The sequence below is a fragment of the Alteromonas sp. 4NH20-0056 genome, from assembly GCF_057539655.1.
In genome coordinates, this window is sequence record NZ_BAAJLS010000014.1 from 1 (window position 1) to 26,637 (window position 26,637).

The 26,637-nt window shown below is 44.1% G+C and carries 20 protein-coding genes and 2 tRNA genes; 13 read left to right on the top strand and 9 right to left on the bottom strand.

Annotation, left to right across the window (positions count from 1 at the left end; all coding sequences use genetic code 11):
- Positions 1-184 precede the first annotated feature (184 nt).
- The gene (locus tag AC27EZ_RS17265) at positions 185-1,087 is read right to left on the bottom strand and encodes a LysR family transcriptional regulator (protein WP_421131676.1); all 903 of its coding nucleotides are present in this window, start codon (positions 1,085-1,087) and stop codon (positions 185-187) included.
- A gap of 188 nt (positions 1,088-1,275) precedes the next feature.
- On the opposite strand from AC27EZ_RS17265, the gene AC27EZ_RS17270 reads away from it, so the two are divergent.
- Positions 1,276-1,722, top strand: coding sequence for a MaoC/PaaZ C-terminal domain-containing protein (locus tag AC27EZ_RS17270; RefSeq protein WP_487136516.1), 447 nt, complete (start codon positions 1,276-1,278; stop codon positions 1,720-1,722).
- Between the two features lie 59 nt (positions 1,723-1,781).
- Here the strand turns inward: AC27EZ_RS17270 and AC27EZ_RS17275 are convergent, their stop codons facing one another.
- Together AC27EZ_RS17275 and AC27EZ_RS17280 are read right to left on the bottom strand one after the other, a co-directional pair.
- Positions 1,782-1,949, bottom strand: coding sequence for an entericidin A/B family lipoprotein (locus tag AC27EZ_RS17275; RefSeq protein ID WP_487136517.1), 168 nt, complete (start codon positions 1,947-1,949; stop codon positions 1,782-1,784).
- 30 nt (positions 1,950-1,979) lie between these two features.
- Positions 1,980-3,017, bottom strand: a complete 1,038-nt coding sequence (locus tag AC27EZ_RS17280; protein ID WP_487136518.1) for a mechanosensitive ion channel family protein — start codon at positions 3,015-3,017, stop codon at positions 1,980-1,982.
- 394 nt (positions 3,018-3,411) lie between these two features.
- Between AC27EZ_RS17280 and AC27EZ_RS17285 the strand changes: the two genes are divergently transcribed.
- The 4 genes from AC27EZ_RS17285 to AC27EZ_RS17300 all read left to right on the top strand — a co-directional run bounded on the left by AC27EZ_RS17285 (position 3,412) and on the right by AC27EZ_RS17300 (position 7,030).
- Positions 3,412-6,117, top strand: coding sequence for a TonB-dependent receptor (locus AC27EZ_RS17285; RefSeq protein ID WP_487136519.1), 2,706 nt, complete (start codon positions 3,412-3,414; stop codon positions 6,115-6,117).
- 159 nt (positions 6,118-6,276) lie between these two features.
- The gene (locus AC27EZ_RS17290) at positions 6,277-6,582 is read left to right on the top strand and encodes a 4a-hydroxytetrahydrobiopterin dehydratase (RefSeq protein WP_487136520.1); all 306 of its coding nucleotides are present in this window, start codon (positions 6,277-6,279) and stop codon (positions 6,580-6,582) included.
- Between the two features lie 232 nt (positions 6,583-6,814).
- Positions 6,815-6,891: transfer RNA gene (locus AC27EZ_RS17295), tRNA-Met, on the top strand.
- 62 nt (positions 6,892-6,953) lie between these two features.
- Positions 6,954-7,030: transfer RNA gene (locus AC27EZ_RS17300), tRNA-Met, on the top strand.
- Between the two features lie 195 nt (positions 7,031-7,225).
- Here the strand turns inward: AC27EZ_RS17300 and AC27EZ_RS17305 are convergent.
- On the bottom strand, positions 7,226-8,965 hold the full coding sequence (locus AC27EZ_RS17305) for a serine hydrolase (RefSeq protein WP_487136521.1): 1,740 nt from the start codon (positions 8,963-8,965) through the stop codon (positions 7,226-7,228).
- 485 nt (positions 8,966-9,450) lie between these two features.
- On the opposite strand from AC27EZ_RS17305, the gene rimP reads away from it, so the two are divergent.
- From rimP to rpsO, 6 genes are all read left to right on the top strand, one after another.
- Entirely contained in the window at positions 9,451-9,909 is a 459-nt protein-coding gene (gene rimP, locus AC27EZ_RS17310) for a ribosome maturation factor RimP (RefSeq protein ID WP_487136522.1), read from the top strand.
- 45 nt (positions 9,910-9,954) lie between these two features.
- Positions 9,955-11,451, top strand: coding sequence for a transcription termination factor NusA (gene nusA / locus AC27EZ_RS17315; RefSeq protein ID WP_487136523.1), 1,497 nt, complete (start codon positions 9,955-9,957; stop codon positions 11,449-11,451).
- A 24-nt stretch (positions 11,452-11,475) separates the two neighbouring features.
- The gene (gene infB, locus AC27EZ_RS17320) at positions 11,476-14,082 is read left to right on the top strand and encodes a translation initiation factor IF-2 (protein WP_487136524.1); all 2,607 of its coding nucleotides are present in this window, start codon (positions 11,476-11,478) and stop codon (positions 14,080-14,082) included.
- A 95-nt stretch (positions 14,083-14,177) separates the two neighbouring features.
- Entirely contained in the window at positions 14,178-14,579 is a 402-nt protein-coding gene (gene rbfA / locus AC27EZ_RS17325) for a 30S ribosome-binding factor RbfA (protein ID WP_487136525.1), read from the top strand.
- The gene (truB, locus tag AC27EZ_RS17330; RefSeq protein ID WP_487136526.1) at positions 14,580-15,551 is read left to right on the top strand and encodes a tRNA pseudouridine(55) synthase TruB; all 972 of its coding nucleotides are present in this window, start codon (positions 14,580-14,582) and stop codon (positions 15,549-15,551) included.
- 106 nt (positions 15,552-15,657) lie between these two features.
- Complete coding sequence (gene rpsO, locus AC27EZ_RS17335; protein WP_421131664.1) at positions 15,658-15,927, top strand: 30S ribosomal protein S15; 270 nt, start codon at positions 15,658-15,660, stop codon at positions 15,925-15,927.
- A gap of 60 nt (positions 15,928-15,987) precedes the next feature.
- Here the strand turns inward: rpsO and rluF are convergent, their stop codons facing one another.
- From rluF to AC27EZ_RS17350, 3 genes are all read right to left on the bottom strand, one after another.
- Complete coding sequence (gene rluF / locus AC27EZ_RS17340) at positions 15,988-16,731, bottom strand: 23S rRNA pseudouridine(2604) synthase RluF (protein WP_487136527.1); 744 nt, start codon at positions 16,729-16,731, stop codon at positions 15,988-15,990.
- A gap of 93 nt (positions 16,732-16,824) precedes the next feature.
- On the bottom strand, positions 16,825-17,640 hold the full coding sequence (locus AC27EZ_RS17345; protein WP_487136528.1) for a hypothetical protein: 816 nt from the start codon (positions 17,638-17,640) through the stop codon (positions 16,825-16,827).
- Between the two features lie 126 nt (positions 17,641-17,766).
- Positions 17,767-19,326 (bottom strand): GNAT family N-acetyltransferase, encoded by a 1,560-nt coding sequence (locus tag AC27EZ_RS17350; protein ID WP_487136529.1) that lies wholly within the window; start codon positions 19,324-19,326, stop codon positions 17,767-17,769.
- 449 nt (positions 19,327-19,775) lie between these two features.
- On the opposite strand from AC27EZ_RS17350, the gene AC27EZ_RS17355 reads away from it, so the two are divergent.
- Positions 19,776-21,458, top strand: coding sequence for a response regulator (locus AC27EZ_RS17355; RefSeq protein WP_487136559.1), 1,683 nt, complete (start codon positions 19,776-19,778; stop codon positions 21,456-21,458).
- Positions 21,459-21,525: 67 nt separating this feature from the next.
- Here AC27EZ_RS17355 and AC27EZ_RS17360 read toward each other — a convergent pair whose 3' ends face one another.
- A complete protein-coding gene (locus tag AC27EZ_RS17360; protein WP_487136530.1) occupies positions 21,526-24,099 on the bottom strand; it encodes an ExeM/NucH family extracellular endonuclease in 2,574 nt (857 codons plus the stop codon).
- Positions 24,100-24,334: 235 nt separating this feature from the next.
- Positions 24,335-25,639: a DUF2252 family protein gene (locus AC27EZ_RS17365; RefSeq protein WP_487136531.1), complete on the bottom strand. Its 1,305-nt coding sequence runs from the start codon at positions 25,637-25,639 to the stop codon at positions 24,335-24,337.
- Between the two features lie 313 nt (positions 25,640-25,952).
- Between AC27EZ_RS17365 and ahpC the strand changes: the two genes are divergently transcribed.
- On the top strand, positions 25,953-26,516 hold the full coding sequence (gene ahpC, locus AC27EZ_RS17370; RefSeq protein ID WP_487136532.1) for an alkyl hydroperoxide reductase subunit C: 564 nt from the start codon (positions 25,953-25,955) through the stop codon (positions 26,514-26,516).
- Positions 26,517-26,637: the final 121 nt, after the last annotated feature.

The window sequence follows — 26,637 nt, forward strand, 5'->3', positions numbered from 1 at the left end:
TTGGTGGCTAACGTGTTGATACATATAGGTTAGGTGCAGTATTAGCGGTGGGTGTCTTACAGAATTTAATGAGTATCCTAGTGTGAATAATAGCCAAAAGTGTGGGTGTCTACGTCTCAATTATGTTCGGCAAAAACAAAAAACCAGGTGTAATACCTGGTTTTAGTAATTTCAAATATGAATGCTAGTGCGACTTAAAGTGGCTTGAAACTTCCATTATCTGTTCCCTCATCCACATATGGGCATAATCATGATCGGCACTTACATGCCAATACAGATAGTATTCCACAGGGGGTAAATCAAAGGGCATTTCATAAATAGCCAAGTCGTAATGCTTCGCAAGGTGAAAAGGTAAACAGGCAATAAGGTCTGTTTTGACGATGGTACTTGGTACAGTAAGGAAGTGTTGTCCGCGCATTACTTCCTTTCTACGTTTCCCCATCTTATCTAACGCTACGTCTATCGGGCCTGCGCCAGACTTTCTTTGAGACACATTAATATGGCCAAGGCGTAAAAACGTTTCCAAATCTAAGCCGTTTTTAAGAGCAGGGTGGTTTTTGCGGGCAAGTACCACAAACCGGTCTCTAGCAATTATTTCTTTGCATAAATGGGGGTCGGTAAACGTGGAAGCGTCAGCGAAAAAGTCTAACGTTCCCGCGGCCATAGCAGATACCACTTGGCTTCTTGGTATTTCATAGTTCGTTAAGCCGATATTAGGTGCAAGATTTTGAAGTCTGGCTACTAGCCGGGGCATAATGCTTGCCTCCAGCAGATCTCGACTCGCGAAATTAAAAGCCTTTTCTGCAGTCAGAGGGTCGAATGTATGGCTCTCTTGCACACTTTTACGTAAAAGTGCTAATGCTTGTCTGGCTGGCACGATAATATTTTGTGCCACGGGAGTGGGTGTCATACTGTGTCCCGTTCTCACAAACAGTGGGTCGTTTAACATTTCTCTAAGACGGGCTAAAGAATTACTAACTGCCGGCTGTGTTATGCACAGTACATCGGCAGCTTTGGTCAAACTGCCGGCGGTGTATATCGCGTCGAATACAGCGAACAAATTCAGGTCGATTCTATTCAAATTCATATGCATTCCTTGTCTGACGAGTGTCAGTATGAAAACCTAGTGCCGAATGCTCAACGACACATATTTAAACGAAATATTTACCGTAGTGTAACAAAACTGTTTATAAATACCTATTATTAAAAGTTAATTGAATTATTCAACAGGTTGATAGTACATTGGCATCAAGCGACGCAAACAAGGAAAAGCGAATGAAGGCTCTCATTGACTTAAATATGGGCGATACATTGTCCCAAGAGGATTGGATTGAGGTGACTCAGCCAATGATAAATCAATTTGCAGAGGCTACCGGTGATCACCAGTGGATTCATTTGGATCAGGCTAGGTGTGAAGCAGAGAGTCCATTTAAGACAACTATTGCCCACGGTTTTTTAACAGCATCCCTAATGCCGAAGGCGTTTGCAGAGGTCATAGCGCCCTCAGATAGAATTGCATCAACCATTAATTACGGCATTGATAAACTGCGCTTTTTAGAGCCCGTAAAAAGCGGAGACAGTATAAAATATCAGTTCGAGGTTGTTGACATTGTTGATAAGCCACAAGGTAAGCTTTATCGCGTTCAAGCGCAGTGTTTATTAAAATCGTCTGGTAACCCAGCCCTTGTAGGTACTTTTTTAATGCTGGCTGTACTCGCTTAATAAATGAAAGAGCCGACATTCCGTCGGCTCTTTTTTCTATCAACTTTCACTGCAGTCTATTAATTAGAAGCTTCTTCGGCGCCTTCTTCAACCGCTTCCCCAGCGCTTTGAATATCTTTACCTGCGCCCTCAATGGTAGCGCAGCCTCCCACGAAACCTAAAAGCCCTGCTAACATCATTGCATTAAACGCGTTACGAAGTTTTTTTGATTCAATTAAATTAAGCATATTCAATTTCCTTGTTGTTAAAAATTGGTGTTATTCGTCGTTACCTGTTTCACTTGCATCACTAGACATTGTCTTGTTTCCACTGTGACTGTCCTGCTCCGAGTCGCTAGCCGACTGGTTGTCGCCTTGTTCAGATTCGTGGGCGTCTTTACTAGCGCTTTCTTTGCTGTTTGCGCTGCGCTCGGTAATCATGCTGTTAAGTTTTTCGCCGCCTTTTGCGTTGAAATCTAATGTCCTGATTGGGAATGGAATAAGGATATCGTGCTCATCTAAAACGCGCTTGACCGTGCACACAGCATCGTGTCGTACTTGCATAAAGCCAGGCTCGCCTGGATATCTTATCCAAAACCACAGCAACAGGTTTATGCTAGAATCACCAAACGACTCTGCATATACGGCAGTCTCGTCTTGCTTAATAACGTACGACTTCTCATTCATCGCATCTGTGATCAAACTCGCCGCTTTTTCAATATCATCCGCATATGAAATACCTACTGGTACTTCAATTCGTCTATGTCCGAGTGCTGAATAGTTGGTGAGAATATTTCGAAATAAAATTTTGTTGGGAATAACTTCTTGCTGACCATAAAACGTTTCAACGAGGGTGTTGCGTAGGTTTATTCCTTGAACAACACCAAATACGCCTTCTGCTTTTACTACATCACCAATTTCAAAGGGTTTTCTAATGCCCATCGCGATACCAGCAATGAAGTTTTCTGTCATGTCTTGGAACGCGAAGCCAATCGCGAGGCCTACAATTCCTGCTCCAGCCAATAGCGATGTAACTGTGCCTTTGAGACCAACGAAATCGAGCGCAATGAAAATGCCCGCGAGTAGTATCAATGCTTTGATAATGGATGTGAGCAAACTAGCAATTTGACGAGACTCAAAGGTTTTGCGCATTACCGCGCCAACAAGATTTCCAATAACTTTTGCAGCAATACCGAACGCTATTGCGATGAGAAACGCGACAACAATGTTAGGGAGTAACTTTATCGCGCCTTCCATCCAACTCTCTAATTTACCGCTTAAGAGTTCATACGCGTCTTCGACCTTCGGGATTTTCATTCAATACACACTATGCTGCTACCTAATAATTCCTAACCTTCAAGAAGTATACCGATTAAATCATTTTCCAAATAATTGATTATTATTGATTTTTTATTTCATTTTCTCAGCATCAGGTTGTGTTTTAAGAAAGAATTACATGAGTAAGAAAAGAATACAGACTATTTCTTCACCAAAACTGGTTGGTCTTAGGTCTATCTGGTCTGACCATATGTGAAATTAATGTAAACATATTGTTCACAATAAATTTACAAACTGGTTTTTCAAGCATAACATGAAGTTGTGAGCTTAATTTGTAGGCTTGCTAACATAACAATGAGAAATCGTACAGCAATTTGCTAGCGGAATGTAAGGGTTATGCCGGTAGTGATGCGCCCAGATTTGGAATCACACTATGAAATTTAATACACGTAAAACCGCAGTCGCTGCTTTTGTAAGTTCTGCGTTATTGTGTTCAACGTTTTCTGCATTTGCGCAAGAGGCGGAGGATTCGCAAGAAGAAGCAAAGAAAAAGGATGTTGAGTTAATTCTCGTTACGGGTAGTTTTGTTCGCCGCAGTGAGAACTTTGAATCTCCGTCACCACTCGCCGTCGTTGATAGTGTCGCCATAGACTCTATTGGTGCAAAGAATATTGCCGACATCACGCAAACGCTAACGATAAACACCGGCGCTGAGAATAATCCCGATGCATTCACTCAGAATGCTACAGCCGGTACGTCAAATATTAACCTTCGAGGCTTAGGTGTTGCATCGACACTTGTGCTTCTTAATAATAAACGCCAAGTTGTTACCGCACAGCCGACTAACCAAGGTCTAAACTTCGTAGACACAAGCTCTCTTGTACCCATGATAGCCATCGATAGAATGGAAGTGGTAAAAGATGGTGCCTCTGCACTTTATGGTTCTGACGCCGTAGCAGGTGTGGTTAACTTCATTACAAAACGCAATTATGATGGTGCGATGGTAACCGTTGATTATCAAGACGGTGCGCATGGCAACAACAAAGAATATATTTTGCAAGGTTTGTGGGGAGCGTCGGGTGATAACGGTAACGTTATGGCCGCGATTAGCTATACCAACCGCTCACCACTTTTCTTAAGTGATCGACGTTTAAGCCGACCACAAGATGATACAAGTGCACTGGGTAACCCAGGTTCGTATTTCTTAAATATTCCTGGTGTAGGTGCGTTACCAATTATCGACCCCTATGGATGTGAAGAGCAAGGTGGTACACCAGATTTACGTGCACCTAGCGGCACTATCCCTGGCTTAGAAGTGGGTTTCTGTGGCTTCGATTTCGGTAAATTCTATTCTTATGTAGCAGACGAAAGCAGAATTAATACATATGTTAGTGCAAACTATGAGTTTGATAACGACATTACGTGGACGGCTGAAATCGGCATGGCGAGAAACCGTGCACAACGCGGCGGCGCGCCAAGTTTCCCAATCTTAACGTCACCTGTTGTACCTGATTACCATCCACAAAACCCGTTTGGTACGGGCGTTGCGTTCTTTGGGCGTGCAGAGGGTAATGGTTTCGATGGCGACCCAGCAAATACTGAATCAGATACCTTTAGATTCAGTACAAATCTTCAGGGCGTAACCGATTCAGGTTTCTGGGAAGTTAGCTATACTCGTGCAGTCAATGACTTCTTGTTCCAAGTTCCAGATGTATTAAATACAGAATTCCAGCTTGCGTTATTAGGTTTCGGTGGTTCAGATTGTAATCCGGTAACAGGAAGCCCTGGCGCTGGTCCATGTGAATTCTTTAACCCGTTCTCTACATCTTATAGTTCTGCGCCAAATTCGCAGTACGTAGTAGACTCGTTTACTGCCAAGCAGGTTATTGACTCGAAGTCTGACCTTGAAGTATTCGAAGCGTTTACTTCGTTTGACGTTTTTGAGATGGGCGGGGGCTTTGCGGCGTTGGCGCTTGGCGTTCAGTATAGAGAACAGCAATTATCTATCGATTACGATCCATTATCGAACCAAGATAGCTTTACGTTTGTTATTGGTAACCCAGACATAGATGGCAGTCAAGATGTATGGGCCGCGTTTGGTGAGCTTGCATTACCGATTAATGACGACTTAGACGTCCAATTAGCACTTCGTTATGAAGATTACGGCGGTGCAATTGGCAGTACGGTTGACCCTAAGCTAGCGGTCTCTTATCGCGCTACCGATGAGTTCTCACTACGTGGCTCAATTTCAACGTCGTTTAGAGCGCCAACCGTATTCTTAGCAGAAGGTGGGGCGACTACGCTTCAGCAATTACTTGACCCTGTGCAAGGCGCTGTTGCGTTTGTAGCGGTAAGAACATCAGGTAATGAAGATTTAAAACCGGAAGAGTCTACTGCTTACAACGTTGGTTTCTCTTATGAACCGTTTAGAGACTTCTCTATTGAACTAGACTATTGGAACTTTGAGTTTGAAGATCTAATCATTCAAGAGAACGCACAAGCGGTACTTAATTCAGGCCCTACTGATCCCGACCGTGTTATTCGTGCAGGCGACCCATTAACTGGTCCAGTGTTACAAATTAACAATACTTACGTGAACGCGAGTTCGCTTGAAACGTCGGGTGTTGATTTCGTAACTAGCTACAAAATGGAAACGGAACTGGGTAACTTTACGCCAACATTAAACGCTACTTACATTACTAAGTACGATCTCTCTGACCCTCAAGCAGGTGATATTGACGGAGCAGGGCGCAGAAACTTCAACAACATTGGTACATCGTCACCTGAGTTGAGAATGAACTTAGGTGTCGCGTGGAGAAATGATATTCACGCTGCGAACGTATTCGTGCGTTATATCTCTTCATATGATGACGACCAAAACTGTGCTGACGGTTCGGCCAACGTAACTGGATGTGCAAACGGTTTCTTTGAAGTTGATAATCATGTAACGGTAGATGCGCAGTACAACATCGACCTAGGCGCAATGTTCGAAACTCAACAGAGTTATGTACTAACGGTTGGTGGTATTAACTTGTTTGATAGAGATCCACCGCGTTTGTTTACTAACAGTGGTTTCGATTCAAAAGTACATGACCCACGCGGTCGCCAAGTGTACGCAAGGCTTGCGGTTGAATTTTAAATAACCTCAAGGTAATCCAATACAAAGGTCAGCGTATGCTGGCCTTTTTTTTTGTAAACATTTCTCACCGCAACACTTTTCTTGTTTATGGGCTAAAGCTGACCTCCTACGTAATCTTCGGTACAGTTATTCGTATTAAATAGTGAAAAAGGCGTAATTATGACAACCAAACTGAGTAATCCAGAAATTGAATCAAAACTCTCACTGTTGAATGAAGCATTGGCTGATGAGGAGAAGTGGGTTCTTGAAGGGAATGCAATCAAGAAAACATTTATGTTTAAAAGTTTCATTAGGGCGTTTGGCTGGATGTCACAAATGGCGATTTGGGCAGAAAAGCTTAATCACCACCCGGAATGGTTTAATGTTTACAACAAAGTGGAAGTAACACTAACCACTCATGATGTGGGTGGATTAAGTGAATTGGATTTTAAATTTGCAGATAAAATGGAAAAGTTTAAGCCATAATCGACATTAGACGACTCGTTCATCTGAACTTAAGGAGATTTCGTTATCTTTATTACGGGGTAAATAGGGAATAATCGTTGTTATTGTAAGCAGGTTGAACAATAAACCTGCAAACAGTCAATAAAATGAAATATTTCGTCAATCATCGCTTGTGTTAGAAAAGTCCCTATGTATAATACGCCCCACGTTGAAGGGGAGAACAACAACTTCTCAGTAAACGGTAATTTTCTGGCGCGGGATGGAGCAGTCTGGTAGCTCGTCGGGCTCATAACCCGAAGGTCGTAGGTTCAAATCCTGCTCCCGCAACCACAGAAAATAGCGTTAGAATTTTATTGGCTTGTGTTTAATACGTAAGTTAGCAACAGTTCAGGCGCGGGATGGAGCAGTCTGGTAGCTCGTCGGGCTCATAACCCGAAGGTCGTAGGTTCAAATCCTGCTCCCGCAACCACATTCAAGCCTCAGCATTAGCTGGGGCTTTTTTGTTTTCATAGCAGTAAAAAATTACGGCTTCTGCTTTACGCCACCTCATTACTTTTCTCAGTATGTTTTCTTGTTCTTGCTTTCTACAGCCCCTTTTTGGTTTTCAGAAAAATGTAATAAAAGGAGCCATGCCACCAAGCATCTATCCGTACAAAAAAGCGCATCAACGATGCGCCATTAAATATTTAGCAACTGCGTCATAGGCTGGCAGCGATGTCGGATCGATAAAACCGTTTTGGGCCTTTGGATAAGAAGCAAAACGCACTAGTACCATGTCAGCGGTTGGGTCGACATAGATTGTTTGTCCATGCACGCCTCTTGCCGCAAACGCTTGATGTTCGTTATGAAACACCCACCATTGACTGGTATAGCTTCCGCCTTTTAACGTCGGAAAACCATCGCCAAATTTTTGTTTATCGCCGCCTTTGCGGATATTAGCGACTACTTTAGGCGCGAAAAGCTGTTTGCCGTTGATTTGACCATTATTTAACATCAGTAAGCCTATTCGTCCTAAATCTCTTAGCCCAGCAGTTAAACCTCCGCCGGCGAACGGAACGCCTTTGCCATCGACTGTTTGATAGGCGCTTTGCTCAGCTCCCATCGGCCGCCACAATACGTCAGATGTAAGTTGAGTAATTGATTTGCCGGTAACACGACTCACTATCCAACCTAGCATATCTGAATTGATGGTTTTATAATGAAACTCCTGACCATGCTCTCCATCACGCTTCACTTGCTGCAGGTACTCCCAGTATCCATTCGGACCGACATAGTCTGCAGGCTTTGGCAATGGGCTAGCTGCTGCCGAATACAACCAGATATCGGCATTGGGATCAGCATAGTTTTCGGAATACTTTACGCCGGTCGTCATGTCCATAACTTGTCTTACAGTAGCATCGGCAAATGCACTATCGCGAATTTCTGGGATAATATTTTTTACCAAAGCATTTTCGTCTAGCTGATTATTTACAACGAGTATTTCAGCCAGCAAACCGGTGATCGATTTAGTCATCGACATTGCTGCATGCTTGCCGTCCTCTTGCAGACAGCCAAAGTACCTTTCATAAACCACTTGGTTTTTATGGATAATGAGCATTCCATCAGTATAATTCTCGTAAAGAGACTGTTCCCACGTCATCGTTTGGTTACTACGCATTGGTGTGAATGCTATAGCATCAATCTTTTGCCGCAAATCTGCAAAATCAGCCGGTGAAACATAGTCAAGGGGCATTGGTGCTTGTATACCACGGCTTATTTCTTCAGTAGGTAAAAACTCACGTAAATGGCAAACTGACCAACGTAACTTAGGAAAACTGAAATAGTTCGAATCGGGCTGGGTAATTAATTTATCTTTTGCGGGAGGAAATCCCTGCATCCAGCCCATCACTTTCGGATCGGATTGCGCGGCAGTAAGAGTGTCCACCTGTGTGGTGCTGAAACTTGGTGTAGATTCAAAAGTAGCAAACTTGCCATTTTCACCATAAAGTATCAAAACTGCGCCATTAACCTCATACCTTTGTACTTTAGGTAAAAATTGCAAAAAGGCATCCTCAATCGTCATATCCGGACACATCATTTTGGTTGAACCGAGATTAGTTATACTTAGCAAGTCATTGTTAATTTCATACTGACCAAAGAAATTGTTGCAGCCACTATTCCCTATTAATTTTCTGTCTTCGGATAGGAATTGAAAAAATACATTCTTTTCAGATGTAATATCAGGATGTTCCCCCAGTTCCTTTAGCATCCATTTTGTGTTGTATATAGATGCGGGCGTGTTGGGAGGAGTTTCTGTTTCAGTGCAGCCGGAGAGCCAGAGTAAACTTATGAGAAAACATATAGTGGATAAAAGGCGAATAGCTATACATGTATTAGAAACGGCAGGGATTTTTCCAAAGAGCATTACCATTTATCCTTTTCTTTAAAGTCTTTAACCGAGGTCATTTAAATAAAAGTGTACGACACCAATGTCAAAGTTGTATATAGATTGAACGATATCTTTTGGTACGAGAGTCAACTTTCTAGCTCAAAATGCTTTGAACAAGCACAACGCTCTCATCAGATATGTATCTAACAACTATTTGGCTTAATAGAAAACCCTTGTTGCTTAATGCGTCGCCAGAAAGTATACTATGGCCAACACGTGATGGAAGCGGGCTCCCTCTATGTTTAGGAAAGTAACGCTTTCATTCATTAGCAAGCTGTCACCTGTTGGTGGCTTTACCCATAAGTTTGCAACTGCCTACATAGTAGGTATGGGTTCAGAATTTTAATAAAAAGCCCCGCTAGTACGGGGCTTTTTGTTGTATTAAAACTTGGAGTCAGCCTTGCTGGCCTAGGTGATGACAGGTGGGCTTTAGGCCCTTTTTTCGTTTTTGGAGGTTTGGATTGGCGAAACTTGAAGAAAAACTAACGGACATGCTAACGCCGGGTGTTGAGGCCTTAGGTTTTGAGTTAGTTGGCGTCGAGTTTGTAAGAGCGGGGAAACACTCGATTCTCCGTGTGTTTATTGATCACGAGAACGGTATATCCGTTGATAATTGTGCTGATGTAAGTCACCAAGCTAGCGCAATATTGGACGTAGAAGATCCGATAAGCACCGAATATAATCTGGAAGTGTCGTCACCTGGTATGGACAGGCCGCTTTTCAAAGAGAAGCACTACGAACAATCGATTGGTGAAATTGTTCAGGTTCGTTTATCAATGCCGATGGACGAGCGTCGTAATTTTAAAGGCAAGGTACTAGCTGTCGAGAACGGCATGGTTAGTATCGAAGTGGATGGCCAGCAGTTCCAGTTAGCTGTGGCGAATATCGAAAAAGGTAACGTTGTTCCCACATTTGACTGATGGAACAGCAATGCTTTCATCGAGGAAAGCTTGAGTGAGGCGAAAATGAATAAAGAAATTTTGTTAGTGGCGGAAGCCGTTTCAAATGAAAAACAAGTGCCTAGAGAGAAGATTTTTGAAGCGCTAGAATTTGCAATTGCAAGTGCAACTAAAAAGAAAAATGAAGGCGACATTGAAGTTCGAGTGAGCATAGACAGAGAGTCTGGCGAGTTCGATACGTTTCGTCGTTGGCAGGTAATTCCTGACGACCAAGTACAAGAGAATCCTTTTGCTGAAATTACTATTTCAGCGGCGCAGATTGACGAGCCAGAAATTCAGTTGGGTGATTTTGTTGAAGAGCAGATAGAGTCTATCGCGTTCGACCGCATTACTACACAGACTGCAAAGCAAGTTATCGTTCAGAAAGTACGTGAAGCTGAGCGTGCTCAGATGATCGCCGAGTACGAAGACAGAGTAGGTGAATTGGTAACGGGCACAGTGAAGAAAGTGAACCGTGACAACATCATCATCGACTTAGGTAATAACGCTGAAGGTGTTATCTACCGTGATGATATGTTGCCGCGCGAGACGTTCCGCCCAGGTGACCGAGTACGTGGTCTTCTTTACGTTATTCGTCCTGAAGCACGTGGTGCACAGTTATTTATTAGCCGTACACACCCAGACATGTTGGTAGAGCTCTTCCGTTTAGAAGTACCAGAAATTGCTGAAGAAACGCTAGAAATTAAATCGGCTGCTCGCGATCCTGGTTCACGCGCTAAAATCGCTGTGAAGACCAATGATAAGCGTCTTGACCCAGTGGGTGCGTGTGTTGGTATGCGAGGTTCTCGTGTTCAGGCAGTATCGGGTGAGTTAGGCGGAGAACGTGTTGATATCGTACTTTGGGACGAAAACCCAGCACAGTTCGTTATAAACGCGATGGCACCGGCTGAAGTTGCTTCAATCGTTGTTGATGAAGACAGTCACATGATGGAAGTGGCGGTTGAGCAAGATAACTTGGCACAAGCCATTGGCCGTAGCGGTCAAAATGTTCGCTTAGCGAGTCAGTTGACTGGCTGGGAACTTAATGTGATGACGGTTGAGGACCTCAACAAGAAACACGAAGAAGAAAACGCGAAAGTATTGAACGTATTTACTACCGGGTTAGATATCGATGAAGAATTTGCGTCGGTATTGGTAGATGAAGGGTTTACTACCTTGGAAGAAGTGGCATACGTGCCAGTAAGCGAACTTCTTGCTGTTGACGGTTTGGATGAAGAAACCGTTGAAGAGTTGCGTTCACGTGCACGTGCATTCTTAACAACACGTGCATTAGCAAACGAAGAAACGCTTGAGGGCGCAGAGCCCACCGAAGCCTTACTAGGCCTTGAAGGAATGAGTAAGCACGTGGCCTATGTGTTGGCCAGCCGCGGCATTACTGACCTTGAAGCACTGGCAGAGCAAGGCACAGATGAAATTAGTGATATTGAAGAACTAAGCGAAGAACAAGCCGGCGCCCTAATCATGGCAGCGCGTAATGTGGTTTGGTTTAGTGAAGAAGAATAAGGTCAACAGGGGGAAAAATACGTAATGGCAGATGTATCTATTGAAAAGCTCGCCAGCGACATTGGTACGACCGTTGACCGATTGGTTGGCCAGTTTAAAGACGCGGGTATCACAAAGAGTGCCGGCGCTCAGGTAAACGAAGAAGAGAAAAAGAAACTGTTGGATCATTTAAGTAAGCAACACGGTAGCGCAAGCGAGCCGCAGCGCATGACGCTGAAGCGAAAGACTACTAGCACTATCAATGTTGGTAAATCTAAAGAAGTAAAAGTAGAAGTACGTAAAAAACGTACTTACGTGAAGCGCACGGATGCTGAAGAACAGCAGCGCCAAGAAGAAGAGGCTAAACGCCTTGAAGAAGAAGCGCGTCTTAAGCGTGAAGCGGAAGAAAAAGCACAAGCTGAAGCGAAGAAAGCCGCTGAAGAAAAAGCGCGTAAAGCTGAAGAAGCCAAGAAAGCGGCTGATGCAGAACGTGCTCGTCGTGCTGAGCAAGCGAAGAAAGAAGCTGAAGCACGTAAGAAAGATGAGCCTAACTTAACTGCTGAAGAAAAAGCGGCACAAGACGCTGCTCGTCAAGAAGAAGAGCGACTTCGTAAAGCGCAGGAAGAAGAAGCGCAGAAGAAACTTGAAGAAGACGCTAAGAAAGCGGCTGAAGAAGCACGTAAGCTTGCTGAAGAAAACGAGCGTCGCTGGAAAGAAGAAGCGGAAGCGCGCAAGAAAGCGGAAGCAGAAGAAGTACATCTTCATTCAAACCGTTATGCGCAAGAAGCGGAAGACGAACAAGATTTACAGGTAGAGCGTTCTTCACGTCGTCGTCGTAAATCTAAGAAAAACGCGGGTGAGCATTTGAAGCAAGGCTTTAACAAGCCGGCTCAGCCTGTTGAACGTATTGTTAAATTAGGCGCAACCATTACGGTTGGAGAACTTGCAAGCAAGTTGGCGATTAAGTCTAATGAAGTTATCAAAACCATGATGAAAATGGGTGAGATGGCAACCATTAACCAAGTTCTTGACCAAGATACAGCAGTACTTGTTGTAGAAGAAATGGGTCACAAGTTCGAGTTGGTTAACGACAATGCGCTTGAAGAAGAATTGTTAGCTGATGATGGAACAGGCGGTGACAAAACGTCACGTGCACCTGTAGTAACCATCATGGGTCACGTTGACCACGGTAAAACGTCACTACTTGACTATATCCGCCGTGCAAAAGTGGCCGACGGTGAAGCCGGCGGTATAACGCAGCACATCGGTGCATATAAAGTACAAACCGACAATGGCGAAATCACGTTCCTTGATACGCCAGGACACGCGGCGTTTACTGCAATGCGTGCACGTGGTGCTACGGCAACCGATATCGTTATCCTTGTTGTCGCTGCTGATGACGGCGTAATGCCGCAAACGAAAGAAGCGGTTCAGCATGCTCGTGCAGCTGGCGTACCTCTTATCGTAGCAGTCAATAAGATGGATAAAGAGTCTGCTGATCCAGATCGTGTTAAGACTGAGCTTTCTCAATTAGAAGTTATTTCAGAAGAGTGGGGTGGAGAGCACCAGTTCTGTAACGTTTCTGCTAAAACAGGAATGGGCGTAGAATCGCTTCTTGAAGCTATCGTTTTACAAGCCGAGTTACTAGACTTGCAAGCGGTTCCTGAAGGTCCTGGACGTGGTATCGTTATCGAGTCACGTCTTGATAAAGGCCGTGGCCCGGTTGCTTCTGTATTAGTACAAGAAGGCCAACTTCGCGCTGGTGATATCCTTCTTTGTGGCGAAGAGTACGGACGTGTTCGTGCGATGCGCGACGAAAATGGTCAAGAAATGAAGGTGGCTGGCCCATCTACGCCGGTAGAAGTACTAGGTTTGTCTGGTGTTCCTGTTGCTGGTGAAGATGCAGCGGTAGTGAGAGACGAGCGTAAAGCCCGTGAAGTTGCTGCTAAACGTCATCAGAAGAAGCGCGAGCTCAAACTTGCACGTCAACAAAAAGCTAAGCTTGAAAACATGTTTGCGAACATGGAATCAGGCGACGTTAGCGACCTTAACATCGTACTCAAAGCCGATGTACAAGGGTCTGTTGAAGCTATCTCTGAATCATTGATTAAGCTATCAACGTCTGAAGTTAAAGTTAATATTGTAGGTAGCGGCGTAGGTGGTATTACCGAAACTGATGCTACGTTAGCTGCGGCTTCTGGTGCTATCGTACTAGGCTTTAACGTTCGTGCCGACGCTACTGCACGACGTGTGCTTGAAGCAGAAGAAATTGACCTGCGTTACTACAGCGTTATCTACCACCTAATTGATGAAGTGAAGGCGGCCATGAGTGGTATGCTTGCACCAGAATTCAGGCAGGAAATCATTGGTCTTGCCGAAGTACGTGATGTGTTTAAGTCACCGAAAATTGGTGCTATCGCTGGTTGTATGGTTACTGAAGGTGTCGTGAAACGTAGTAATCCAATCCGCGTACTACGTGACAACGTAGTAATTTACGAAGGTGAACTTGAATCACTTCGTCGTTTCAAAGACGATGTACAAGACGTTCGTAACGGGATGGAATGTGGTATCGGCGTTAAAAACTACAACGATGTAAAAGTAGGCGACCAAATTGAGGTCTTCGAAATCGTTGAGGTTAAGCGCGAAATTTAATCGCCCTGGTTTAACGGCAAATTAAAAGCGGGGGCCGTATGGCTCCCGCTTTTGTCTATATAGCCGTTATCATTTTGGGAAAAGGAGAACACAATATGGCTCGTGAATTTTCACGCACCGACAGAGTCGCTCAGCAAGTTCATAAAGAAATTGCCAGCATTCTACAAAATGAATATAAACATCGCGTAGGCGACATGCCACTTGTCACGGTATCTGAAGTAGAAGTAACGCGTGATTTGGCGCATGCCAAAATCTTTGTGACTATCTACAATAGCACCGAAGAAGAAAGCAAGGTGCTAATGAAGCAGCTTGTAGAATTTAAAGGCTTTATTCGCAGTATTTTAGCCAAGCGCTTGCGTATGCGCTCCGTACCGCACCTTCATTTCTTTGAAGATAAATCGATTATTGAAGGTATGCGAATTTCTAACCTTGTGTCGCAAACGGTCGCCAAAGATGAATCTAAGCGCGAGAGCGATAGCTCGGATGAGCAGGAATAAATGGCAAGGCGTCGTAAAGGCCGTGATATAAACGGCATTGTTTTGCTAGATAAGCCACTTGGTGGTTCATCTAATCAGCTGCTTCAAAAAGTGCGATGGCTGTATAAAGCGTCTAAGGGCGGACATACAGGCGCTCTAGACCCGCTAGCTAGCGGAATGTTACCGCTTTGTCTTGGTGAAGCGACAAAGTTTTCACAGTTTCTGTTAGATGCTGAAAAAACCTATGAAGTGACCGCAAAACTCGGCATTCGTACTACGACATCAGACGCTGACGGTGACGTGGTAGAAGAAAAGCCAGTTAAGGTAAGTGAAGAAGACGTGCGTAATGCCTGCCTGGCTTTTTTAGGTAAAAGTAAACAAATTCCATCCATGTTTTCTGCGCTCAAACACGAAGGTAAACCCCTGTATCACTATGCTCGTCAAGGTATAGAGATTGAGCGTGAACCTCGTGATATTGAAGTGTATGAGCTTGATGTACTGCGTATTCAATTACCTTTTGTAGACATGCGCATCAAGTGTAGCAAAGGCACCTATATCCGTTCTATTGTGGATGATTTAGGTCAGAATCTTGGTTGCGGGGCTTACGTTACCCGATTGCATAGAACTGAAGTGGCTGACTATCCAACGGACAAAATGGTTCCGCTAGATACGCTTATTAGTATTCAAGAGCAGTTAGACGAGGGCGATTTCGGGGCCCTTGACGCGTTATTGATCCCCATAGACACTGCGGTAAGTCGTTTGCCATATATCACGATTAACGATGCACAGCGTTCTCGTTTTGATAATGGACAAAGCGTGGTAGGTGACAGCGAAAATGCGTTAGAAGTAGGTGTAGCATATCGTGTTTATCATGGCGAAGACGAGAGCGGTTTATTTCTTGGTGTAGGCGAGGGCGTATTGAATCCAAAAGATCAAAAGGTCTCGGCGGATACAATATTTGTTAACCCTAAGCGTCGCGTTGTTTATAGCTAAACAAATTTACGCTTTCCCTTGCCAAACGGCGCGTCGTCATTATAATACGCGCTTCATTCCGTTCTGCTGAATTAGTGATCGGCGGGACATAATTTAGGAGAATGTTATGTCACTAACTAAAGAACAAACTGCAACGATCATTGCTGAGTATGGCGTAAAAGAGGGCGACACTGGTTCACCTCAAGTGCAAGTTGCTTTGCTAACTCACAATATCAACAAGCTTCAAGGTCACTTTGCTGATCATAAGAAAGATCACCACTCACGTCGTGGTCTTCTTCGCATGGTTAGCCAGCGTCGTAAGCTTCTAGACTACCTTAAAGGCAAGAACGCTGAAGCGTATCGTGACCTTATCAAGAGTCTTGGCCTACGTCGATAAGACGAGCCTAAATGAAAAAAGCGCCTTAATGGCGCTTTTTTTATGTCTTCTCGTTTACGGTTACGTATTCGATGTTTTAGTGGAATGTTTTACCGCAGCGGTTAGCTTATTCAATTCACTGGCGGTAAGATTTCTCCATTGCCCTGGCTTTAGTGAGCCCAGTTCTAAATGCATGATTCGGGTGCGTTTTAGTTTTATCACTTCATACCCTAAAAACTCACACATACGGCGAATTTGTCTATTTAAACCCTGAGTAAGAATAATACTAAACTTGTTTTTTCCCATGGGTTTTAGCGTGCAAGGTTTGGTGACCGTACCTAATATAGGAACGCCTTTTGCCATATTTTGTAGAAAACGTTCACTAATGGGTTGGTTAACTGTCACTTCGTATTCTTTATCGTGAGCATTCTCGGCGCGCAGTATCTTATTAACGATATCGCCATCGCTGGTAAGAATTATCAAGCCTTCTGACGGCTTGTCTAAGCGCCCAACAGGAAAAATTCTCTGTTTATGGCGTATAGCATCAATGATGTTGCCTTTTACATGACGCTCAGTAGTACAGGTAATGCCGATAGGCTTATTATAAACAATATAGACGCGGTCAGATTTATCATTAGCAACGGCTTTCACCACTTTTCCGTCTACTTTTACGGTATCGTTGGGCTCTACCTTTGTACCGAGCTCGGGCAGTTTGTCATTAATGGTAACGCGATTCTGCTCAATGAGTTTGTCCGCTTCTCTACGCGAGCAAAGGCCCGTATCGCTGATGTATTTATTGAGTCGTTTTGATGTATCGCCCGTCATGCCCTGTTCCTGGTTAACGTCTAATTCGTGAGGTGTTACATGTAATCACTAAAAAAGGGGCGAATATGCCCCTTTTTGTATTCTGGTTTGTGTCTAGTTTGCTGGTAAAGATGATGGTTCAGATGAAGGTGGTACACCCGTTCCACTGCTAGACACCACCTTTGTGGCAATGTCTCTTATATCATTCTCTAAACCCGACACTCTGCCAGACAATGCGGTGTTGCGCTGTTCTAAAATTTTAAGCTTATCAGTTAATGCCCTGACGTTTTGCTCACTTTGCTCGCGCGCGTTGCCTGCTTGTTCCAATTGAACATTAAGGGCTAATACTTCGTCTGCCAATGACGCTAATTGGTTCTTTACCGAGCCTATTTCTGCATTTTGTGCTTTGACGTCGTCAGCAACGTTGGATATAGATGCGTTAATGGCGTTTTGAACATTACCTACTCGCGCCCCAAGGTCGGCAATTTCTTTTTGGTTTCGTCTCCACGCCGAGGCCCACAGCTTATCCATTTGCTCCCATAACTCGTTAGTTCTATTCGACAGCTCTGTCACTTTCACTTGCAGTGCGACAGTTGACTCGCCAATTTCTTCACCGGTTGCAGAAAGCTTATTTTCTAGCTGTGCAATACGTTGTTCAGCAGCGCTTGCCGCGTTACGCTGCTGCTCTAACAATGTGTATAAGTAGTAACAGCCGCCACATGCACTTAATGCGAAAAGCGCAATAAGTATTATCCATAATCCGTTGCCGCTTGCACTTCCAGCGTTTGAAGACGCAGGAGGGGGAGTGGAAGGGGATGATGAAACATTACTTGCCGTTGGGCTTGGTTGACGTTTCTTCTGGTAGTCGCGACGGTCTTCATCATCCAACCGAATGGTTGGGAAGTCATCGTTCTTCGAATTGTTAGCCATAATTACTCTGTTACTCTTATTGCATAACCAGCGTAACGCCTCGATGATTCTTGAGGCGTTCTTCGGTATTATCGTTAGCGCTAATGAAATGGTATCTTGAAATGCAGCGAAATACCATTGCGCTGTTTAGCTATCGTTGTTACCAATCCACTCCACGCGATATAAGTCTCTGCGTCGATCAAGATAGTTTCTTACCGAACCTTCATTTTGCAGCTTGGTAAGTTTATCTAAATCGAGGTCAACAATAAGCGTCATTTCTGTGTTAGGAGTCGTTTCTGACACAATAGCATCATGGGGGAACGCAAAATCACTGGGAGAAAATACGGCAGTTTGCCCGTATTGAATATCAACGTTATCTACCTTCGGCAAGTTACCAACGCTGCCAGCGATAGCCACATAACATTCATTTTCAATAGCTCGAGCCTGCGCACAACGCCTTACTCGCAAATAACCATTTTTGGTGTCTGTCCAAAAAGGAACGAATAAAATCTGCATTTCTTGATCAGATAAAATACGCGCTAATTCAGGGAACTCAACGTCGTAACATATCAAAACGCCGATTTTACCAAAATCAGTATCGAAAGTTTTAAGGCTATTACCGCCTTTCATTATCCAATCGGCTTTCTCATGTGGAGTAGGGTGCAGTTTGTACTGGCTTTCAATCGTGCCATCTCGTTTACAGATATAACTTACGTTGTAGAGCTCTTCGTCTTCTACTATCGGCATTGAACCTGCGATAATCGTAATATTGTAAGACACCGCAAGGTGAGATATTGCCGTGAGGATCTCGTCTGTATACGTGGCTAAATGCCATATCGCATCGATTGATGAATCCGATGGGCTCAAGCCCATGAGAGGAGCATTGAAGAACTCCGGAAACAGCGCAACATCACACGAGTAGTCAGACAGCGCATCGACAAAATATTCAACTTGCTGAAGCATTTCTTCGACGTTGTTGAAATAGCGCATCTGCCACTGGATACAACCAATACGGGCACTAGAGCGACGCCCTTCGATAAGCGATGGGTTGTTAGGCTCGTAATAAATATTGTGCCATTGCAATAACGTAGCATATCCCTTAGAGGCTTCATCTTCAGGAAGATAAGCCTTCATCACCTGCTTAACTTCAAACCCATTAGAGAGTTGAAACGTTAAAATAGGGTCGTAGATATCTTTTGTTTTTACTTGCTCGATATACTCATATGGCGATAACTCTTCGGCGTAGTTCTTGTAATTCGGAATGCGGCCGCCTGCCATAATCGATTTGAGATTAAGGTTACGGCATAGCTCTTTCCTTGCTTCATAGAGCCTTCTTCCTAATCGCAGCCCGCGATATGCCGGAGATACTATAACTTCTACACCATAAAGCACATCGCCGTTTGGATCGTGCGTGGTTAAGTATGCATCACCGGTAATTTCATCATAACTATGCTTATCGCCGAACTGGTCATAATCGACGATGACAGAAATGGCAAAAGCTACTACTTCGCCTTTGTCTTCGATACAAATTTGGCCATCGGGAAATGTGGATACTTGTGCTTTATAGTTCGAGTATGGCCACGCCCCGCCGACGTTAGCGTAGACATCGTTCATTAGTGCTTTAATGTCGTTGTAATCATCTAGACGAAGATTACGCAACGCAAGATGGTGTTCCGTTTCTTCAATTTGTGTTTGATCTTGTGACATGCGTTATGTTTCCTCTCAACATGGTCAACACGTACAAGTAGTGTACCTATTTATAAGTCCATCAACATCTTAAATTAACAGTAGGCGATGTATGTACTGCGAAAAATGCGAAGGGATAAACTTCGTAAGCGTGGAGAAGCAATATTCGTGCTAACTACTCAATCGTAGGCACCCGCGATAATCGCTAATGTGTGACGGCATTTATATTATCGACGCATAAATTCAGTTGAGTAAATATTACAAGTAAAGCAGTAAGTTAGTGTCACTACCGGCCATTGTTCACAAATAGCTTACCTGATGAACGGTAATATACTGGCGTAAAAAGATTAACTAATGCTAATATCTAATAGAACGAAAGTATAATGTTTCTCTATTGCTCGACGAAAAACAGCGCTTTCAGCGTTCGAGCAGCACAACTTATGGAAAAGAAGTAATAAGTGACTGGCCAAATAACGGGTAAAATCCCTGCACCGACTTCACGCGACGATATTCGAGTTCTTGTTATCGATAATCAAGGGCTCGTTCATGACGCGATATCCTCTGCACTAAATGAAATCGGTGTAAAACAAGTTTCAAGTGCGTTTAACGCATTCCAAGCCATCAGAATGTGTGATGAAAAGCGATACGACTTCGTGTTTCTTTCATTTAACGTAAGCCATGATAAAGATGGCTTTCACTTGTTCGAAGAACTTAAACATCTCGGCCATATTAATGATACGACAACGGTTATTTTTCTCAGTGCAGAGACGTCTCCCGAACTTGTAAACTGTATCGTTGAACTTCAACCCGATGATTTTTGGGTTAAGCCGTTAAGCACTGCGCATATCGAAACCCGTTTCGACTACATGCTGCAAATTAGGTTTAAATTGCACAAGATGTTGTATTGCATGCAAAGCGGCGATTATTCCACTGCGATGTATTACGCTGAACGTCAATTGAAAGACGAGTCGTTGACAGAGTATCACCCGCGCATACGGCGTTTAATCGGTGATTGCCTATTTCAGTTGAGAGACTATGAAACCGCCGAAGCGTATTACCGAACCCTGTTACAACGCTATGATCACGCATGGGTTCATATTGGATTGGCTCGCGCACTATTAAGACAAGACGAATTGGAAGAGGCGCAATTGTTAGTGGACGACTTATTGCTTCGACCTGACACACGCTTTTTGACTTATGATTTGTTAGCACAATACTTTATTGAAAAAGAGATGTTCGACTTGGCGTACGCCCAAATCAAAGAGGCGAGTAAGCTGGCACCTCGAAATATTGAGCGTAACAAGAGGTTGTGGAATCTGGCTCGTTTGAATCATGATAAAAAAGGTCAGCTTGCCGCAGTACAAAACATGGCGAAATACGCAAAGAATTCAATACATGATTCGCCAGAACTGTCGTTGAACGTCATTCGCTCGACGATTGATTTAGCCACCAGTCTTGGTGAGGCCGAAGGCAGTAAGTTCATTAGCAAAGCTGAGTCAGATTTAGAAGAGCTAAAAAACAAAAAGGGCGTACAAAAGCTGCTTGACCAACAAATGGTAATAACAAAAGCGCGCATTTTATGTTTGAAAAACGACAAGAAGGGCGCTGAAGATATCATGAAAGGGTGTCGTCCTGATGCGAGTGACGTAACAATGGAAGACAGCCTAGATAAAATGAAAGCATTTCACGAGTTAGGAATGCGAGAAGAATGTGTGAAGTTGCTTGATAAACTACGTAAACACATTGAGGGCGATACGTTTTCATCGCAGGTGGTCGACGAGTATCTTAAGCAGGAGTCGATTGAACGTACTGAAATTCAATTTACGACCAAAGAACTGAAAAGCATGGCAACGACGAATTACAAAGAAAATCGTTTACAGCCAGCATTTAACAATCTGCAGCAGGCCTTCACGATTTCACCGAACGACAAGCAAATTGCACTTAGCCTGCTAAAGGTTGTTCATCAGATATACATAACAGAAAGTTTGAACGAAGAGCAGTTACAAACTGCGCTAAAGGCGTCTACGTTCTTAAAAGGTGAAAACTTGTCGCCCACACAGGCTGAAAAGCGCGATCAATATATTGAGAAGCTTGGTTTGTTGGAAAGCGAAACGCCAACAGAGGTAGGGGCCACGCTGGTAGCAGCTCGCTAGTTACTCATAAAAAAAGCCCCATTTAGGGGCTTTGTCTTAATAATGTTTGTCAGCTATTGGCTAACGCCTACGCCTTCGCGCCAATACGACGGCGAAAGGTGGCAACTACCGCCATTAAGCCCAATATAAAGCCCATTGAGCCGCCAGAGTCGTTGTCGTCCTCTTCAGGCGCTTCAACAACAGGTGCATCGGCCTCTAGGTTGAACGTTGCAACGAACGGGTCATGGTCTGAACTTCTAAACGGTCCAACATCGGTAAATGCGTAACCGTCTTCATCAGGGTAGAAACGAAGTGCCTGATCGTATTGAAGTTGATATGCTTCTATTGAGTTAATATTCCAATGTGTTCCGTCTACTGCGTTCTCAAGCATGGCATCGCTCGCCAGTACGTGGTCTAAACTTCCCACTTGCTCTGAACCAAAGAACCAATAAGAAAAACCGCCCTCGTCAAAATTTTCAGCAAGGTTGTGATAGCCAAAACTTGTTTCAACATCTACAGCCGCGCCGTCATTCATACCCGTATTCATTGCCGTTTGTATGGTGTAACCACGATTTTCAGGCGTGTAATCTGTCAGAACGGCAACAGGGTCTTCTGCGCTGTAGGCATTTAAGTCACCTAGAATAACAATACGCTCTGGTAGTGTATCTACGCTTAGCGCTTCTCCAAGAGTTATTGAAGCTGATACACGAAGGGCATTACAGCTACCTTGAATGACATCAGAGGAAGACGTTGTATCGAGTAGGTCTTCAGCACAGCTTCCACCTTTTGATTTAAAGTGGTTAACCGCAACTGCGAACGATTTGTCTGATGCAACGTGTGTAAATGCTTGAACAAGCGAAGGGCGCATACGTGCCAAACGATTCTCATCAATTTGTTGCTCAGGCATATCTACAATAATAGCGTCACCAGATGGCGAAACGATTGACGCGCGATATAAAAGGCCAACAGTAATGGCGTCAGTACCTATTGCTGTTTCATCGCTTGTGGCAACAAAGGTGTATTGGTCTTCATCGCTTAATTCACTGTTTACCGCGCTAACGAGTGCAGCTATTGCACTGTCGTCGGCGAAACCGTCGTTCTCAATCTCCATTAGGCCAACAACATCGGCATTGAGTGCAACTAATGCTGCAACAATTCGTGATTGCTGTAGGGCGAACGCTTCCTCAGAACTGGCACCACGATTATTATCATAATCAAAGGTGACTTCACCGGTATCTGTCGCTTGACCATTGAAATAATTCAATACGTTAAACGTCGCGATAGATAGGTTGCCCTCAGTTAAAGTGGGGGTAGCATCGCGCACGGTATTAACCGCAATAATTTCTGTTGGATTAACACGGAATGTGCCGAAGCTATAGTTTAATGGACCGACCGCTGATACGGTGTCGCCAATACGAATAGGGTTGGCATAGCTAAAATCAGGGAAAAAGCTTACCGCATCTGGGTAGCGACTGCCGCTGTTATCTTCAATAGTAAGCAAGCTGGCTTCTGCTAGCGCTTCGGCCTCTACGTACTCGTCAGAAAGTGGGGCTGCAACATCGCTTGGTTGACGCTTTATTGCATCGCTAACAACGATTTCGCCATACTGCCATAAGTTTGCAGTGCTCGTTACCGTCGCATCGGTCACTTCTACAATCATGCCTTCGACATTCTCTAAAGAGCCGCTGTATGGCATGGTAACCGCCGTAACTAATGCGTCTTCATATACGCCACATTCTAGCGCTTGAACGTCGTCGTCCATTTCTATCGTGGTCATACCGAAGTTTTCTTTTACGTCGCCATATAAACGAATAACGTCATTAACACTTAAATCTGTACTGCCTTTTACGAAGATACCTTCAGACGTCGCGTCGTTATCGTCCATATCGACAAGTTCTTCTTGAACAAAGAAACCGCCAGCGCGAAAGCCCGTGATAACCGCTTCGATGATGTGACCGTTGCCCACTTCTGCAGACGCGTCACCTTCACCTTGAATGGCCGAAAGTAATGTGGCTTCTGCGCTACACTCACCTAAAACGATAACAGGCGCTTCAGGCGGCGTGACAACCTCACCACCACCTTCGGTAGTGAAGGTTTCTGCAGGGAATGGTGTAGTTGCTGTTGCATTGTCACTTGCCCCGTCTAGCGCGTTGACGCCGCTAAATGTCCAATTGTCAGCAACAAAGCTGCCATTGTTGGCAGTTGCATTCGTATTTCGATAGGCCCACCCATCTAAATATTCCCATGCTGTTCCACTACCGTCAGTATTTATGTCACCGAACGTGTCGATAACGCCGCCATCATGGAAAAGCTCAACAGCGTCATCACCATTGATACCCATTGAACCGGTTTCAAAGTCAGGTGCGTTTCCAAAAAATGCAGTAAACCCTTCTGTTTCCGACGCTACATAGAGGTAGCTACCCGCCGTGACGCTTTGCGATGGAAAGGTAAATTCTTCACCATCACTGCCGCCACCGTTATTTGCCGATCCAATACCATATTGCGATAAATCAGCGATATCATTGACTACGTAGAGTTCAACCGCTTTGGGGACGCCACCACTGAGTGGGCCGTCTATTACCCCACTGATCACTAGGTCGCTTGCGTTAGCCGTAAATGCGCTAAGAATACCGGCACTTATCAAAGATAGAGATGCTTTCACGTTATTGTTTCCCTTTTTTGTATTTTATTTTTTGTAGTGCTATTTGTAGCTTTACTAGCGTAAGGGGTATTAAATTGAGTAAGAAGGTGTCGACTGGGATTTAGTTTTATTTATGCAAAAAGTATAAAAATCATAGGGTTAGAATTTTAAAATAAGTTTATTTTAAGCATTAAGACTATTTTTTTGTCCATAGTAAACAAATAAGCTTATAAATAACGCTATTGTTTTCAAAGTATTAGCTTTCTTGTAGGTACTCTTTAAAGAAGGCATGATCTTCTATGGTTAGGTCTGCATAGCGGTTAGCTGCTTTGATTAAAGCGGGTGTAGCGGCTTGGAATACGGGCGCTGCTTCGGATGCAAATCGGACGCTTCGCCTATCGCCACGACAATGTGCCAAGGCCAGTGTGTAGCCACATAGTTCAGCGAACTCAATAAAACTTCCGGATATCGCTTTATTACCGATACCGATATCTTCTGGTGAAATCCCAACTTTTGCATGATGGCGTGACCGAATTAGCCAATGAGCGTTGTTCCAATACACCTCATCAAGAAGCAGATCTGGCCTGCGCTGCATCCGCCGCTGGCTTCGCGCGGTTAAGTGAGCGGGGTTCAGTCGATTAACCGGGCATAAGTGCTTAAAGTGATAAAGCGGGGCGGCTTCACGCTGCTGTTTTATCTCAACGATGTGGCAATGCGAAAAACTATGTTCACTATGGGGTTTTGCCGGACCTACAAGGCAATAATACCGCAACATGTTTACAGAACCCGTTCCTGAGTTTTCTCGCTGGACGATATCTACGACCGCGTCGTCCATAAAGGGGGAAAATGTATCGGCAATTAACGCGTAGTCAATATCACTTAATGGGGTAAGCTTATCGACGATGTGTTTAAAAGAGAGGCCGTCATCGTCCATAAAGACGGCCTTTGCTAGCGCACTTTTTGTTGTAAATTCTTCTCCCATCGCAGCGCGCCTAACGGCTTTGTTGTACATTTTCTGAAGCTTGCCGCTAGGGCTTTCTTCCATCGCTTCGTTAATGACGGTTGCATCATGTGTTACCCGTGAACAGGTCTCAATGTAGCGAGTTAAGAAAGCGTGCTGAGCGGATTTCACGTGTTTGTTATTAATTATCGGCTTTTTTTCATTGGCCATAGAGGCCTTGTTCTTCACTTCATCACAATGGGCTTTTACCAGCGAAAGCGATGTAAGAAACCTGATGATATCCCAATGGGCATAACCAACACAGGCATCATCGAAATCGTTTGGCGCTAATATGACGGTATCTCCATGCGACCCTTCTTCTGTTAAAAAGCCAAAGTTGGAGGTGTGGCAATCACCCATTACGCTAGTAAGGGGAACCGAGAAACATGCTGGTGGAACTTGTATAGTATGGCTTGCAAGGTCGGAGTAAAAAAGTTGAGCACATCCGCGAAAAAAGGTGAACGGGGTATTTGCCATTTTTATATGTTTAGCAACATGGCGAGAGGGAGCTTCCCCGTCTATTCGTTCAATGTCGCTTAAAATTTGATGTGCTCTTGTCATCGATATTATCAGTTTTTACGTTTTCACCACCTTACCTTGTGCACTGTAAATTATCCAATGTGTCAGCGCGTGTCTCTAGCGTTAATTAGTTAATTACAAAAAATAAACAATGCCTAATTAGGTTATTTGATTAAGCCGTTCAGAATTACCAATTAGTTTTTTGTAATTAGTCGCGGTATTCTTTACACCAAGTTAAGCGAACTTACGTTTTTACGCTATTTTAGTAAAACCAAGTCGCATCAAATAACGTAACGTTTATACTCGCACGTAAAATACGTACGAATTAATAACAAACCTAAATGGAGAATTAAACATGGCACTAATCAATACCGCTATTAAGCCTTTCAAAGCAAATGCTTTCAAAAATGGCGAGTTCATCGAAGTAAGCAACGAAGATATCAGTGGCAAATGGGCTGTATTCGTTTTTTACCCTGCTGACTTCACTTTTGTGTGCCCAACTGAGCTTGGCGACATTGCTGATAAATACGAAGAGCTTCAAGCTCGTGGTGTAGAAGTGTTCTCTGTATCAACTGACACTCACTTTACTCACAAAGCATGGCACGATGCGTCAGACACTATCAACAAAATTAAGTTTGCAATGATTGGCGACCCTACGGGCGAAATCACACGCAACTTCGATTGTATGCGTGAAACAATGGGCCTAGCTGACCGCGCTACATTTGTTGTAGACCCGGAAGGTATTGTTCAAGCAATGGAAATCACGTCTGAAGGTATTGGCCGTGACGCAGACGACCTAGTGCGTAAAATCAAAGCAGCACAGTACGTAGCAAACAACCCAGGTGAAGTTTGCCCAGCTAAATGGAAAGAAGGTGAAGCGACACTAGCTCCATCTCTAGACCTAGTAGGCAAAATCTAAGCTGGTTCACAGCGAATGATTGAGGGAGCGAGTCTTCGCTCCCGATTAATAAATTACCCATTTCCGCTGTAGTTGTTAGCCTGAAAAATGGTTGGCGGGGATCGGCGTGTCGAAAATAAGG

Coding starts and splice junctions, on each gene's coding strand:
- rpsO (WP_421131664.1), top strand. CDS start 15,658: ATGTCACTAACTAAAGAACAAACTGCAACGATCATTGCTGAGTATGGC.
- AC27EZ_RS17265 (WP_421131676.1), bottom strand. CDS start 1,087: ATGAATTTGAATAGAATCGACCTGAATTTGTTCGCTGTATTCGACGCG.
- AC27EZ_RS17280 (WP_487136518.1), bottom strand. CDS start 3,017: ATGAAAATCCCGAAGGTCGAAGACGCGTATGAACTCTTAAGCGGTAAA.
- infB (WP_487136524.1), top strand. CDS start 11,476: ATGGCAGATGTATCTATTGAAAAGCTCGCCAGCGACATTGGTACGACC.
- AC27EZ_RS17345 (WP_487136528.1), bottom strand. CDS start 17,640: ATGGCTAACAATTCGAAGAACGATGACTTCCCAACCATTCGGTTGGAT.
- AC27EZ_RS17270 (WP_487136516.1), top strand. CDS start 1,276: ATGAAGGCTCTCATTGACTTAAATATGGGCGATACATTGTCCCAAGAG.
- ahpC (WP_487136532.1), top strand. CDS start 25,953: ATGGCACTAATCAATACCGCTATTAAGCCTTTCAAAGCAAATGCTTTC.
- rbfA (WP_487136525.1), top strand. CDS start 14,178: ATGGCTCGTGAATTTTCACGCACCGACAGAGTCGCTCAGCAAGTTCAT.
- AC27EZ_RS17305 (WP_487136521.1), bottom strand. CDS start 8,965: ATGCTCTTTGGAAAAATCCCTGCCGTTTCTAATACATGTATAGCTATT.
- AC27EZ_RS17275 (WP_487136517.1), bottom strand. CDS start 1,949: ATGCTTAATTTAATTGAATCAAAAAAACTTCGTAACGCGTTTAATGCA.
- AC27EZ_RS17290 (WP_487136520.1), top strand. CDS start 6,277: ATGACAACCAAACTGAGTAATCCAGAAATTGAATCAAAACTCTCACTG.
- AC27EZ_RS17350 (WP_487136529.1), bottom strand. CDS start 19,326: ATGTCACAAGATCAAACACAAATTGAAGAAACGGAACACCATCTTGCG.
- nusA (WP_487136523.1), top strand. CDS start 9,955: ATGAATAAAGAAATTTTGTTAGTGGCGGAAGCCGTTTCAAATGAAAAA.
- rluF (WP_487136527.1), bottom strand. CDS start 16,731: ATGACGGGCGATACATCAAAACGACTCAATAAATACATCAGCGATACG.
- truB (WP_487136526.1), top strand. CDS start 14,580: ATGGCAAGGCGTCGTAAAGGCCGTGATATAAACGGCATTGTTTTGCTA.
- AC27EZ_RS17365 (WP_487136531.1), bottom strand. CDS start 25,639: ATGACAAGAGCACATCAAATTTTAAGCGACATTGAACGAATAGACGGG.
- AC27EZ_RS17285 (WP_487136519.1), top strand. CDS start 3,412: ATGAAATTTAATACACGTAAAACCGCAGTCGCTGCTTTTGTAAGTTCT.